General features: G+C 72.2%; 11 protein-coding genes. 8 read left to right on the forward strand and 3 right to left on the reverse strand.

What is annotated here, in order from left to right; all coding sequences use genetic code 11:
- Positions 1-235: 235 nt before the first annotated feature.
- Positions 236-1,825, forward strand: a complete 1,590-nt coding sequence (locus ACZ61C_RS06495; RefSeq protein ID WP_465303543.1) for an RICIN domain-containing protein — start codon at positions 236-238, stop codon at positions 1,823-1,825.
- Here the strand turns inward: ACZ61C_RS06495 and ACZ61C_RS06500 are convergent.
- Positions 1,734-2,675, reverse strand: coding sequence for a DMT family transporter (locus ACZ61C_RS06500; protein ID WP_465303545.1), 942 nt, complete (start codon positions 2,673-2,675; stop codon positions 1,734-1,736). The two genes, ACZ61C_RS06495 and ACZ61C_RS06500, sit on opposite strands and share 92 nt — an antisense overlap.
- Before the next feature lie 84 nt (positions 2,676-2,759).
- Here ACZ61C_RS06500 and ACZ61C_RS06505 point away from each other — a divergent pair, with 84 nt between their 5' ends.
- From ACZ61C_RS06505 to ACZ61C_RS06515, 3 genes are all read left to right on the forward strand, one after another.
- The gene (locus ACZ61C_RS06505; protein ID WP_465303547.1) at positions 2,760-3,293 is read left to right on the forward strand and encodes a CGNR zinc finger domain-containing protein; all 534 of its coding nucleotides are present in this window, start codon (positions 2,760-2,762) and stop codon (positions 3,291-3,293) included.
- Positions 3,294-3,468: 175 nt separating this feature from the next.
- Positions 3,469-4,173 carry an ANTAR domain-containing response regulator gene (locus tag ACZ61C_RS06510; RefSeq protein ID WP_465304215.1) on the forward strand — a complete coding sequence of 235 codons (705 nt, stop codon included), beginning with the start codon at positions 3,469-3,471 and terminating at the stop codon, positions 4,171-4,173.
- 36 nt (positions 4,174-4,209) lie between these two features.
- A complete protein-coding gene (locus ACZ61C_RS06515; RefSeq protein ID WP_465303549.1) occupies positions 4,210-4,554 on the forward strand; it encodes a hypothetical protein in 345 nt (114 codons plus the stop codon).
- 647 nt (positions 4,555-5,201) lie between these two features.
- Here the strand turns inward: ACZ61C_RS06515 and ACZ61C_RS06520 are convergent.
- Positions 5,202-6,080, reverse strand: coding sequence for a MurR/RpiR family transcriptional regulator (locus tag ACZ61C_RS06520; protein ID WP_465303551.1), 879 nt, complete (start codon positions 6,078-6,080; stop codon positions 5,202-5,204).
- A gap of 136 nt (positions 6,081-6,216) precedes the next feature.
- Here ACZ61C_RS06520 and ACZ61C_RS06525 point away from each other — a divergent pair, with 136 nt between their 5' ends.
- From ACZ61C_RS06525 to ACZ61C_RS06535, 3 genes are read left to right on the forward strand one after another with little or no spacing between them, the layout of a single operon-like run.
- The gene (locus ACZ61C_RS06525) at positions 6,217-7,608 is read left to right on the forward strand and encodes an MFS transporter (protein ID WP_465303553.1); all 1,392 of its coding nucleotides are present in this window, start codon (positions 6,217-6,219) and stop codon (positions 7,606-7,608) included.
- Positions 7,605-8,054 (forward strand): GAF domain-containing protein, encoded by a 450-nt coding sequence (locus tag ACZ61C_RS06530; protein WP_465303555.1) that lies wholly within the window; start codon positions 7,605-7,607, stop codon positions 8,052-8,054. The genes ACZ61C_RS06525 and ACZ61C_RS06530 overlap by 4 nt, the downstream gene beginning before the upstream one ends.
- Positions 8,051-9,265: a metal-dependent hydrolase family protein gene (locus tag ACZ61C_RS06535; protein WP_465303557.1), complete on the forward strand. Its 1,215-nt coding sequence runs from the start codon at positions 8,051-8,053 to the stop codon at positions 9,263-9,265. The genes ACZ61C_RS06530 and ACZ61C_RS06535 overlap by 4 nt, the downstream gene beginning before the upstream one ends.
- An 11-nt stretch (positions 9,266-9,276) precedes the next feature.
- Here ACZ61C_RS06535 and ACZ61C_RS06540 read toward each other — a convergent pair whose 3' ends face one another.
- The gene (locus ACZ61C_RS06540) at positions 9,277-9,747 is read right to left on the reverse strand and encodes a hypothetical protein (RefSeq protein ID WP_465303559.1); all 471 of its coding nucleotides are present in this window, start codon (positions 9,745-9,747) and stop codon (positions 9,277-9,279) included.
- A 210-nt stretch (positions 9,748-9,957) separates the two neighbouring features.
- On the opposite strand from ACZ61C_RS06540, the gene ACZ61C_RS06545 reads away from it, so the two are divergent.
- On the forward strand, positions 9,958-12,984 hold the full coding sequence (locus ACZ61C_RS06545; protein ID WP_465303561.1) for an AfsR/SARP family transcriptional regulator: 3,027 nt from the start codon (positions 9,958-9,960) through the stop codon (positions 12,982-12,984).
- Positions 12,985-13,207: the final 223 nt, after the last annotated feature.

Raw genomic sequence — 13,207 nt, forward strand, 5'->3', positions numbered from 1 at the left:
AAGGCTGGGGCGCCAGCCTGGCGTGGATGGCCGAGGCGACCGGCGGGTACCCGGACGCGGTCCGGACCAGGCTGGCCGACCTCGTCTTCGGCGCCGACGGGCTGAACCTGAACATCGCGCGCTTCAACATCGGCGGAGGCAACGCGCCCGACGTCCCGCCGTACCTGCGTCCGGGCGGCGCTGTCCCGGGCTGGTGGCGGGCGCCGGCCGGCACCACCCGAGCCGACCAGGACTGGTGGACCCCGGCGACCCCGCCGAGTTCACCACCGCCGCCGACCCGAACCAGCGCTGGTGGGTCGACCGCATCAAGGACCGCGTCTCGAAGTGGGAGGCGTTCAGCAACTCGCCGCCGTACTTCCAGACGGTCTCGGGCTACGTCTCGGGCGGTTTCATCGCGACCGCCGAGCAGCTGCGCACCGACCGGATCGGTGACTTCACCGCGTACCTGGCGCAGGTGGTGCGGACGCTCGAACGCGCGCACGGCATCAGGTTCTCGTCGGTCGACCCGCTGAACGAGCCCACCACGAACTACTGGAAGACCACGCTGGGCGCCGACGGCAACCCGACCGGCGGGCGCCAGGAAGGCGCGCACGCCGGGCCGTCGGTCCAGGCGCAGCTGATCCCGGCGATGGCCGCGGCGCTGCCGGGGACCACGGTCTCCGCGCCCGACGAAACCAACCCGGACCTCTTCGCCGCGGACTGGGCCGGCTGGTCCGCCGCGGCGCGCGCGGCGGCCGGACGGCTCAACGTGCACACCTACGGCACCGGCAACCGGACGGTCCCACGGGACATCGCCAAAGGCGCGGGCAAGCCGCTGTGGATGAGCGAGGTCGGCGGGAGCTGGCTGGACCGGCAGGACTTCACCAGCATGGACCCGGGACTCGGGATGGCCGCGCAGATCACCGACGACCTCCGGCTGCTCGAGCCCGGCGCGTGGGTGGGCTGGCAGCCGATCGAGGACTACGACAACATGAAGCCCGGCGGGGAGACCGCGGCCGGGATGAACTGGGGCGAGATCCAGGTGCCGTTCGGCTGCTCGTCAGTGGACTGTCCGATCAGGACGAACACGAAGTTCGACACCATGCGGAACTTCACCCACTACATCCGGCCGGGCGACCGGCTGGTGGCGGTGAACGACCCCGCGTCGACGGCCGCGATGCGCGGCGAGAACCTGGCGACGGTCGTCCACACGAACTCCGGGACGACCGAGCAGGACGTCACGCTGGACCTGTCCGGCTTCGGCACGATCCGGCCCGGCGCCTCGGTGACGCCGGTCGTCACCGACGTCACCGGCGCGCTCAAGCGGGGCAAGCCGGTGCGGGTGACGTCCGGGCGCGCGACGCTGCGAGTGCCGGCGCGGTCGGTGACGACGTTGGTGGTCGACGGTGTCTCCTCGGCGGCCGCGGGGACAGGACTCGGCTCGGGCAAGCCGTTCAGCTTCACCGGCGTCCAAAGCGGAAAGTCCCTGTCGGCGGAGAACGGGGTGCTGCTCCAGCGCACGACGGACGCTTCGGCGGCCGCGCAGCGCTGGACGCTCACCGACCGCACGGGCCGCTACGGCAACCGCGACCGGTTCACGATCACGTCGGCGGCGACGGGCCAGGTGCTCGCCGCGTCCGGCGGGGCGGTGACCCTGGCGCCGCCCGGCGCGACCGGAGCTCTGTGGACGCTGTCGACGACCGGTGACGGCACCTGGACGTTCGTCAACGCCGCGGACGGGCAGCTGCTCGACGTCACCGGTGAGGCACGGGAGGACGGGGCGCGGGTGGGGCTGTACCGGCCGACGAACGGGCCGAACCAGCGCTGGCAGGCCGTGGCTCGCTGACCCGGGCGGGGCGGGCGGCCAGCAGAACACCCGCCCCGCCGAGGACCAGGCCGGTGATGGTGACGGCGTCCAGGGTCTGGCCGTTGATCAGCCAGGCCAGCAGCGCCGTGACGGCCGGGGTCAGGAAGAACAGCGTGCCGACGCGGCTGGCGGCCTGCTTGCGCAGCATGAGGTTGAGCAGGAGGAACGTGCCGACGGAGTTGACGAGCACGATCCAGGTCAGCGAGAGGCCGAACGCCGTCCAGTCGCCGACGTGCTGCGTCTCGAGCAGCAGCGACCCGAGTCCGACGACCGGCGCGCTGACCAGGAACTGCACCGCCGTGCTGCTGCGGACGTCGGTGCCCGTGGCGAAGCGTTTCTGGTACACCGTCCCGAAACTGAGGCCGAGGAGGCCGACGAAGCACAGGACGATGCCGAACGCCGAGACGTGCAGCTGGTCGGCCACGGCCAGCGCCACCCCGGCGCCGCCGATCGCGAAGCCGAGCCACTGCGCGCGGGTGATGCGCTCGCCGAGCACCCCGCCCGCCAGCAGGGCGATGACCACCGGGTTGAGGCCTTGGACGAGGGCGACGACCCCGCCGGGCAGACCGTGCGCGATCGCGACGTAGAACGCGCCGAACTGCACGGCCTGCATGAGCAGCCCGGTGACGGCGACGTGCAGCAGCTGCTTCCCGCGCGGCCACGGCGAGCGCGTGACGAGGGCGATCCCGGCGAGCAGCACCCCCGCGAGGGCGAACCGCCAGAACGTCAGCAGCAGTGGTGGCACCGCACCCGTCCCGAACACGGCGGCGATGAAGGCGCTGCTCCACAGCACCACGAACAGCGGGCGGACGGCCTGCTCTGCCTTCATCGGACTCCCCGGTAACCGGTCTGTGTAGTTACCGAGAAGCTAACAGCCTTGGCGGTAACCTGTCCAGGGGGTTACGCTGAGAGGGTGGAGCTCAAGTTCGGCACCGGCAACCTCGCCCTGGACCTGGTCGGCACGGTCGGCCACCGCCGCAGCGACGTCCAGGAGCTGCTCGCGACCCCGGCCGACCTGGCCCGCTGGGTGGCGGGCGCGGACCTGGTCAGCCGCCCCGTGACGGTTTCCGAGGAGGGGCTCGCGGCGGCCGTGCGTCTGCGCGAAGCGGTGTACCAGCTGGCGTTGGCGTCGATCGGCGGAACCGGCTTCCGGGCGGCCGACCGGAGGGTGCTGAACGAGGCGGCGGCGGGCCCGGTGGTGCGGACGAGCCTCGCGGAGGACGGTTCGGTGCGCCGGACCGGCGACCTGGAGGCGGTGCTGACGACGGTGGCTCGCGCGGCGGTGGACCTGCTCGGCGGCCCGGCGACGATCAAGGAGTGCGCGGCGCCGGACTGCACTCGGTTGTATGTCGACAACTCCCGGAAGCAGGCTCGGCGGTGGTGTGACATGCGGTCGTGCGGGAACCGGGCGAAGGTGGCGGAGTTCCGGGCGCGGCAGAAGGTCTGACCCGCGCCGCCCCGAGCGGCGGCCTGCGTTCATCCCGGGGGTACGGCCGGTAGAGTCCTCGCGGACCCGTTGAAACGCCAGCGGTGGTCTCGGTTGACGCTGCTGGCGAGCCCCTTCTCGTGCTCGCCGCTTGACGCATGGGGAGAGGTGGGCTGTGCCGAGCACCGGTGACGGCATGGCGGAGCGGGTCGACGAGCTGAACGCCGTGCTCGCCGACCTTGTCGGGGTCCTCGAATCGGCGTCCGGCACCCCGGGCCTGCTCGACGCCGTCTGCGGCGAAGCGGTCCGGGTGGTGCCCGACGCGGACCTGGCCAGCATCCTGGTGGTCCGCGACGGCTCGACGCAGACCGCGGCCTTCACCGACGAACGGGCGAGGCGCATCGACGACGTCCAGTACGCCGCGGGGGACGGGCCCGGCCTGCTCGCCGCGCTGACCGGCGAGGTCGTGCGGGTCGCGGTCGGCGAGACCGGGGCACGGTGGCCCGAGTTCGTCGCCGCCGCGAAGGAGCTGGGGGTCGGCAGTTACCTCGCGGTGCCGCTGCGTGTGGACGACACGCTCGTCGGCGCGATCACGCTGTTCGGCTTCGGGGCCCACGGCTACCACGAGTTCGACACCAAAGTGCTGCGCCTGTTCACCCTCTGCGTGGAGACGGTCCTGCGCCTGACCCGCCGCTACCGCGAAGCTCGCGGCCTCGCCGACGAGCTCAGCAACGCGATGGAGAGCCGCGCGGTGATCGAGCAGGCCAAGGGCATGCTGATGCTGATCCACCGGGTGAGCGAGGACGCCGCGATGCAACGGCTGATCGTGGAGTCGCAGCACACGAACACCAAGCTGCGCGACGTCGCGGCGCGGTTCACGAAGCGGATGAGCCGGCAGTAGGTCCCAGCGCGAACGCCGCGACCAGCGTCGCGGCCGGTGAACCACGTCGGGATCGGGAGCATCTCCAGCTTGACGTCGGCGCGCAGCAGCCGCACCGGCGCATTCGGGGTCGGCTCGGGCGAACGCGTCGACGTACCGGTCGAGCACCGCGCTCTGCCCGGCCGGTTCGGCCAGGTCCGCCTCCACCGGGTTCGCCTGGGCCAGCCGGTCGCGGGCGCGGCGCAGCGTGCTGTCGACCGCCGCCGACGTCGTGTCGAGCAGCTCCGCGACCTCGGCGGCGCGGAACGCGATCTTGTACAGCCGGCGCCGCACCGACGAACGCCGCTCGAACGCGGCGAACCCGCGCCACGCGCGTCGTGGATCGAGCCGAGCAGGCGGTAGCAGTGCGCGAGCAGCTCCGGCCGGAACGGCTCGGTCTCCGCGGCGAAGTCGGGCATGGCTTTCAGAGCGTACGCAGTCAGCTGGGGCAGGAGCGTGGCGAACCGGAGGCCGAGGTCCGCGCGGTCCGACTCCTCCGCGGCGTACGCGCGCAGGTACCGGATCGCGGCCTTCGCGCTCGCGTACCCGCCGCTGAGCGGTGAGCCGCCGATGGCCGCCCCGCTGGACGTCGAGACGACCACGCCGCCGGGCGCGAGGGGCTGCCGCAGCGCGGCGCGCGTCCAGGCGAAGACGTGCCGCGTGTCGACGTGCCAGTTGCGGCTGAAGGTCTCCCCAGGTCTGCTCGTGCACCGGCGCCAGGTGCGGCACGGCGCCGGCGTTGAGGACGAGCAGGCCGGGCCGGTGCTCGCGGAGCACGTCTTCGGCGAGGTTCTCCTCGGTGACGTCGGCGGTGAGCGGGACGAACTTCGCGATGCCGACGACGGTGCGTCCGGTGGCGACGAGGGCGGCGGCGATCGCGCGGCCGAAGCCGCGGCCGGCTCCGGTGACAACGGCGGTGGCAGGCATCAGGCTCTCTCGGGGTGGTTGACGCGGTGTGGACCGGATCAAGACCTGGGGGAGCGCGGAAAACCGTCGCGAGGTGACTCAGGTCACACGGACTTGGCGGACGGTCGCCGGTGCAGCAGGTCGAACCGCGACCACATCGCCTCCGCCGCCTCGATCGACTCGCTCGTGCGCGCCGGGTCGACCGCCGCCAGCTGGGCGACGATCGCCTGGGCCAGCGCCATGCCCGCGGTCAGCGACGGGAAGAACGTCACGCCCTCCGCCGGCACCATCAACACGTGCTCCGCGGCGCTCGCCAGCGCCGGGCTGGCCGCGTCCGTGATGGCGAAGACCCGCGCGCCGCGGCTCTTCGCCTCGTTCGCGGCCAGGACCGTGCTCTCGTACAGCCGCCAGAAGCTGATCGCCACCAGGACGTCGTCGGCGGTGAGCTTCGCGGTCTGGTTCGCGAGCTCCGCGTCGCCGCCCGTGACGGCGTGGACGTCGTAGCCCGCGAGCCGGGCGTTGTGCGCCAACGCGATCCCGACGGCCGCGTAGCTGCCGTCCGCGATCACCAGCGTGCGGCGCGCCGCGGCGATCGCGCGAGCGACCTCGCGCAGCACGCCTTCGTCGAACCGGCGGTTCAGCAGGGCCAGGCTGTCGAGGTCCCGGCGCAGCGACGCCGACCCCGGCGAGTCGACCCCGCGGTGCTCTTCGGCGACCTGCGGCGCGCTCAATGACGACATGTACCGGGCCCGCAGCTCCTGCTGCAGCGCCGGCCAGCCGGCGAAGCCCAGCGCCTGGGCCGTGCGGGTCACCGTCGCGACGTTGACGCCGGCGAGCTGCGCCAGCTCGGCCGTCGAGCCGAAGGAGGCCCGCCTCGGCTGGGAGACCAGCACTTCCAGCACCGCGGCCGACTTCGGCCGCAGCCCGCGCTCGGGCAGCCGGTCCCGCAGCCAGCCCTCGAAACCGTCGTCGGTCTCCGCCACCTCGGCCCCCTCCCTCGATCGCGTAGACCGTATCGCAGGAATGTCGTCCTGCAATGAACGTTGCAAAACTGCGGAAACGCAGTATACGTTGTCCGCACTCCCCACCCTTCGACGCTGGACACGGAAGGCGTTCCCCATGACGCTGCTGGCTCGACTGGATCGGCTCCCGCTGAGCCGGCCCCACCACAAACTGCTGCTCATCGGCGGCCTCGGGTACACCTTCGACGGCATGGACTCCGCGGTGGTCGCCTTCCTGCTGCCCAGCGCGAAGGCGGCGTGGGGCCTCGACAACGGCCAGCTCGGCCTGATCGGCTCGGCGACGCCGTTCGGCTTCCTCTTCGGCGCCGTCGCCGCCGGCCTGCTCGGCGACCGCATCGGCCGCAAGAAGGTCATGATGTACGCGCTGGCCTTCTACGCGCTGTTCTCCGTCATCGCGTCCTTCTCGCCCAACTACGAGATCTTCCTCGGCGCCCGGGTGCTGGCCGGCGCGGGCGCCGGCGCGGAAAGCGCGATCATCGCGCCGTTCCTGTCGGAGTTCGTCCCGGCCAAGCGGCGCGGCTGGTTCGTCGGCGCGCTCGCCGGGTTCTTCTCCTTCGGTTTTGTCGCGGCCGCGCTGATCGGGCGGTTCGTGGTGCCGTCGTTCGACGAAGGCTGGCGGGCCGCGCAGCTCGTCACCGCGTTGCCGATCGTGATGCTGCTGTGGTGGCGGCGTTCGCTGCCCGAGTCGCCGCGGTTCCTGCTCGCCCAAGGTCGGACCGCCGAGGCCGAAAACGTCGTCGCGAAGCTGGAGCGGGACGTCGAAAAGGCCACCGGCGCGGCACTCCCGCCGGTGCCGCCCGCCGACGCCCAACCCACGACCGAAACCCCGAAGGTCACCCTCTTCAGCGCACTGAAGTTCCTGTGGAGCCCCGCGATGGCGCGCCGGACGGCGGTGATCTGGACCGTCTGGTTCGTGATCACGTTCTCCTACTACGGCTTCTTCTCGTGGATCCCGACGCTGCTGGTGGAACGCGGCATCACGGTGACGAAGAGCTTCGAGTTCTCGATCATCATCTACCTGGCCCAGGTGCCCGGGTACTTCTCCGCCGCGTGGCTGTCGGAGCGGCTCGACCGCAAGCACACGATCGCGCTGTACCTCGCCGGTTCGGCGGTGAGCGCGTTCTGGTTGAGCCAGACGAGCGCGCCGTGGTCGATCACGCTCGCCGGGGCGGTGCTGTCGTTCTTCCTCAACGGCACCTACGCGGGTGTGTACTCCTACACCCCCGAGGTGTTCCCGACCTGGATCCGCGCCAGCGGCACCGGCCTGTCCAGCGCGTTCGGCCGGGTCGGCAGCATCCTCGCGCCGACGATCATCGGCCTGTCCTCGGCGAGCCTCGGCTTCGCCGGCGTTTTCGGCCTGACGACGGCGGTCCTGGCGGCCGGGGTGCTCTGCGTGCTCGTGTTCGGCCTGTCCACCGCGGGCCGGTCCCTGGAAGAACTGACCGAACACGGCGCCCCGGTGGCGGCCGCGAAGGAGATGACGAAGTGAGTCTGTCCACTGTGGAGGAACGGGTGCGCGACGCCATCGGGGTGCGCCTGTTCACGGTGCTCGCCTGGGTCCCGGAGCGCCGCGCGCTGCGGCGGGTGCACAGCAGCCACCCGGCGGAGTACCCGGTCGGCGGGGAGAAGACCGTCGAGGTCGCCGCGGGCTGGCTCGAGAAGTGCATCAGCGCGCAGCAGCCGTACTTCGGGCCGGACCGCGCGGCGGTGCGGGAGATCTTCGCCGACCACGACCTGATCGAGGGGCTCGGCTGCGGCTCGGTCATCAACGTGCCGGTGGTCGCCGACGGCCGGACGCTCGGGGTGCTCAACATCCTCGACGCGGAAGGCAGTTACGACGACGATGCGGTGGTGGTGGCCGAGTCGCTCGCGCCGCTGGCCGTGTCCGCCCTGCTCGACCTGGCCGTGCTCGAAGAGAAGGAGGAGAACCAGTGACCGGATCCCTGCTGCTGCGCAACGCCCGGCTGCTCGACCCGCTGTCCGGGGAGTACACCGAAGGCGACCTGCGCGTTTCGGACGGGCGCATCGTGGAGGCCGGGCCGGGTCTCGCTCCCGCCGACGTGCCGACGCTGGACGCGCGCGGCGCGGTCGTGCTGCCGGGCCTGGTCGACGCACACGTGCACGTGACGGCGTCGACGGCGGACCTGGGGTCGCTGCCGTCGTCGTCACCGTCCTATGTGGCCGCCCACGCGGCCCGCACGATGAGCCGGATGCTCGACCGCGGGTTCACCACGGTCCGCGACGCCTCGGGCGCGGACTTCGGGCTCGCCGACGCACAGGCGGAAGGGCTGTTTCGCGGGCCACGGCTGCTGTTCTGCGGGCGCGCGCTGAGCCAGACCGGCGGCCACGGCGACAGCCGCACCCGCGGCGCCCACGCGCGGGACGACCACCCGTGCTGCGCGGGCCTCGGCCGCGTGGCCGACGGTGTCGACGCCGTTCGCGCCGCGGCTCGCGACGAGCTGCGCAAGGGCGCCCACCACATCAAGGTGATGGCGTCCGGCGGAGTCGCGTCCCCGACCGACCGCATCGACTCGACGCAGTATTCGGCCGACGAGCTGCGCGCGATCGTCGAGGAGGCGACGGCCGCGAACCGTTATGTGGCGGCACACGCGTACACCGCCCGGGCGATCAACCGGGCGCTGGAACTGGGCGTCCGGTCGATCGAGCACGGCAACCTGCTGGACGACGAGAGCGTTTCGCTGTTCCTCTCGCAGGACGCGTTCTTGGTGCCGACCCTGGTGACGTACTGGGCGCTGAAGGAGGAAGGCCGCGAGCACGGCCTCCCGGAGTCGAGCTGGCGCAAGGTCGACGACGTGCTCGGCGCGGGCTTGGCGGCCCTGGAGCGCGCGGCCCGCGCCGGCGTGAAGCTGGTCTACGGCACCGACCTGCTGGGCGGCATGCACCGCCACCAGAACCACGAGTTCCGCCTGCGCGCCGAGGTCCAGTCTCCGCTGGACGTCCTCCGCTCGGCGACGTCGACGGCGGCGGACCTGCTGAACCTGACGGGCGAGATCGGCACGCTGGCCGTGGGCGCGCACGCGGACCTCCTGGTGGTGGACGGAGATCCGCTGGCCGACATCGGGGTGCTGGCCGAGCCGAAGCACTTCCGCCACGTCATCCAGGGCGGCGACGTCGTCGCCGGCTGACCCGCGGCGGCTCACGACCGGCGCCGGCCGAGGCGGAAGTGCTCGTCGCGCCGGCCGGGGCCGCCCACACTGACGACCAGCTCACCCGCGAGCACCGTGTTGCCGTGGTCGAAGCGGGCCCGGACCGGGCGCTCGTGCGCCGGAAGCCGGCTGAGCGAGGCCAGCTCCCGCAACCGCCGGCCCGTCGCGACCCACACGAACGCGGCCACGGCCGCGGGCCCGGCTTCGTCGTGGCCGAGGAGCGTGGTGTCGCCGGTGTGGTCACCGAGCAGCAGCTCCGCCGGGCCGATCACGACCGCCGCAATGGCCAGTCCGGGGTGCCGGTCGAACGCCGCGGCCAGTTCGGCCCGGCCGTCGGCGAAGCAGGACCGGGGTGGCGCGATCAAGGCGTCGGCGCGGCCGTTCCCGTTGGGCGAAACCTCGGTGACGACCGTGCCGCGGCGATGTCCGCACGTGAAGTGCCAGCTGTCATCGGGTGCCATCGTTTACTCCTCGTGGGTTGTCCAGTTGTTGTCACGAGGGTGGGCCACGCCGTTGAGAAAATGCTTTCGGCCTGTGGTTCCGCCGGTTGACAAATGATCAACGAAGATCGTCAACCGCGGCGCTGACGTGGTGTTTCCGGCGCGGCAGTGGGAAAATGGCCACGGAGGAGCGGGTGGTGAGCGCCCTTCACCACGGCGAAGGGGGTCGGGGTGGAAATCGGGTTCGGAATACTCGGGCAAACGGCCATGCTGCTGCACGGGAAAACGGACGTGAAGTGGGCCCAGCCGCGGTCGCGGCAGGTGCTCGCCGCGTTGCTGACCCACCCGAACCACCGGTTTCCCGTCGACGCGGTGGTGGAATGGGTGTGGGCCGACCACGAAAACGTGCCGCGCGGCGCCTTGGCGACCTTGCACCAGAACGCCGCGCACCTGCGCCAGGCGCTGCAGGCGAACCGCGTGCCGGCGCACGTCGGCGTCGGCAAGAACGGGTGTGTGGTGGAAATCGACCCGGCGCTGGTCGACCACGTCGTGTTCGGCACCGTGCTCGGCCGCGCGCGGGAGCTGCGTGACCGGGGTGACCACCACCGCGCCCAGGTCGAGGCGCAGGCGGCGATGCGGCTGTGGCGGGACGAGCCGCTGTTCGACCTGCGCACCCGGCGCGCCGATGACTGGCGCGCGCGGTGGCTGCGCAGCCAGTGGTTGCCCGCGAACGCCTTCCTGGTCGGCGAACTGCTCGCCGACGGCCAGGCCGACGTCGCGCTCGGCCGGCTGCTGGAGCTCGACCACGCCCACCCGCTGGAGCTGAGCCTGGCGAAGCTGCGGCTGCGGGCCCTGGTCGCGTCGGACCGGCCGGGTGAGGTGACCGAGTTCTACCTGGCGACGCGCCGGCGGTACCTCGAAGCGGGAGAGCAGCGAGCCGCCGACGAACTGCGGGCCGTGCACGAGGAGGTGCTCGACGGCGACGGCGGCTTCCCGCGTCAGGTGGTGCGGGTGCGCGCGGAAGAAGAGCCGGAACGCCCGGCGGTGTGGCACGTCCCGCCGGACTGCGACGAGCTCGAAGGCCGGGCCGGACTGCTCGCGGAGCTCGACGCTTTCACCTCCGACTCCAGCGGGGCGCCGCGCCCGGGGGTCGTCGTGGTGACCGGGGCGCCGGGCGTGGGCAAGTCGACGGCGGTGGTGCGGTGGGCGCACCGGGCGCGCCGCCGCTTCCGGCACGGCGTCGCGCTGCTGGACCTGCGCGGTGACAGCCAGGCGGCGTCCGCGGACAGCGGTGAGGTCGTCGACACCTTGTTGTCCCTGCTGGACTTCCCGGTCGACCAGGTGGTGAACCCGGTGGCGCGGGCGGCGAAGCTGTCGGCGCTGCTGCGGCAGCGGCCGCTGCTGGTGCTGCTCGACAACGTCCGCAGCCGCGAGCAGGTCGCGCCGCTGCTGGGGGTGCTGGCCGCGTGCACGGTGCTGGTGGTGTCACGCTGGCGGCTGCCGTCCCTGGCCGCGACGGTGTCCCCGCCGGTGGTGACGGTGGCGCCGCTGGACCCGCCGGCCGCGACGGCGTTGCTGGAGCGCCGGATCGGCCGCCGCGCCCGGGAGGACCGCCTCGGCGTGGCCGAGCTGGTGCGCGTCTGCCGCGGCAACCCGCTGGCGCTGACGCTGGTGGCCGACCGGGCGCTGGCCCGCACGGGCACCCTGCTCCCGACGTTGGCCGGGCAGCTGCGCGACGCGGACATGTTGCTGGACCTGGGGCACGAAGAGCGGAGCCTGCGTGCCGCGTTCACGGTGTCCTACCAGGCTTTGGGGCCGGGCGAGCGGCGCGCGCTCGCGGTGATCGGCGTCCACCCGGGCGCGGAGGTGACGGCGGAAGCGGTGGCGGCGGCAGACGGCCGCCCGCTCCCGGCGGTGCGGCGGTCGCTGGACGTGCTGGCGGCGGCGCACCTGCTGGAGCACCCCAGTGATCTGGACCGCTACCGCGTTCACGACCTCCTGCACGCGTACGCCGCTTCGCTGGCGGCGCAGCTGGAAGACGTCACAGCGGTGCGACGCCGGATGTTCGAGTTCTACTTGTTGATGGCCCGCGACGCGCACCGCGTGGTCTTCCCGCACAAGCCGCCGCCGCAGCTGCCGGCCACCAGCCTGAGGTGGCCGGGCGCCGGGTTCGCAGGCGCGGCCCCGGCCCGGCAGTGGGTGGTGCGCGAGAAGAACCTGCTGGTCGAGATCGTCGCGGTGGCCGCCGCGGCGGGGCTGCCGGAGATCACCTACCTCCCGGCGCTGTTCACCGAGCTGTTCATCGAGAAGGGGTACTTCGCCGATGTGATCAGTTGTTTGACGACCGCGATCCGCAGTGTCGAGGAAGTCTTGCCCGGGGCGGGTGATGCCGCTCCGCAGTTGCGTCAGGTGCTGGGCTCGCATTTGAACGACCTCGGGGTCGTCTTGATGCACGTCGGTGAGGAACAGCAGGCGGAGAGCCACCTCCAGCGCGCCGTGGTGCTGGCCGAACGGGACGGGTTTTCCCTGGGACGAATCGTCTCGACGTTGAACCTGGCGCGCTGGCACCTGCGCGCCGGTCGCGCGCCGGAGGCCGCGGTGCGGTGCCGGCTGGGACTGGAGCTGGCCTACGAGCTGGGGGAGCCGTCGTTGTGCGCGGGCGCGACCTACCGCTTGGCGAACGCGCTGGTGACCGCGGGCGGCTTCGACCAGGAGGCCTTGCGGCTGTACACCGAGGCAGTGGACTACCTGCGGGATTCGGACGACGCGACGGCACGGCTGCAGATCCACACGGCCCAAGGAGCGCTGCTGACGGACCTGGGCCGCTTACCCGAGGCGGACGAACAGTGCCGTCGTGCGTCGGAGCTGGCGCCGAAGAGCTTGAACCTGCCGTCGGTGATGAAGCTGAACACGGTGCTGGCCCGGCTGCGGCACGAGCAGGGCAACCCGCGGGCCGCGCTGTGGTACGCCCACCGCGCGGTCCAGCTGGCGGACCGGACCGGGCACGCCACGGGGCAGGCCAGGGCGTTGTCGACGCTGGCGGCGATCCTGCGTGAGCACGGGAACCGGACGGACGCCCGGGCGTTGTGGGTCGAGGCGGCGGAGCTCTACCGCGGCCGGGCCCGCGCCCAGCGGGCGGCGGAGCTCGACAAGCTGGTCGCGGAGCTCGACGCGGCGGAGCCGGTGATCCCTCCGGCCCGCGAGGGGGAGCCGGACACGGTGGCGATGCTGCCGCCTCGCCCCCGCCGGGACCGTTAGCCTGTCAGTCTTTCCGGTTGTTCGTGAGTTTCCGACGTCCACCATTCGCGACAACGGGATTCCCGGATTCCCTTGCTCACGTCGACCATGAGGGCCATGACTGTCCACAGTGGTCGACAACGCACTCGAAATCCCGGTTGGGCCGCTGGTGTAACCGCGGACACAAATGGTCGAATCCGCGTCATGGTTTCCCGGCAACCCACTCGCACCAGGGCAAGGCAAG

Source organism: Amycolatopsis sp. NPDC104587, from assembly GCF_055583645.1.

What these genes read in the sequence shown, in the direction of transcription:
- ACZ61C_RS06500 (WP_465303545.1), bottom strand. Translation starts at nt 2,675, where the DNA reads ATGAAGGCAGAGCAGGCCGTCCGCCCGCTGTTCGTGGTGCTGTGGAGC.
- ACZ61C_RS06510 (WP_465304215.1), top strand. Translation starts at nt 3,469, where the DNA reads ATGGCGGAGCGGGTCGACGAGCTGAACGCCGTGCTCGCCGACCTTGTC.
- ACZ61C_RS06525 (WP_465303553.1), top strand. Translation starts at nt 6,217, where the DNA reads ATGACGCTGCTGGCTCGACTGGATCGGCTCCCGCTGAGCCGGCCCCAC.
- ACZ61C_RS06540 (WP_465303559.1), bottom strand. Translation starts at nt 9,747, where the DNA reads ATGGCACCCGATGACAGCTGGCACTTCACGTGCGGACATCGCCGCGGC.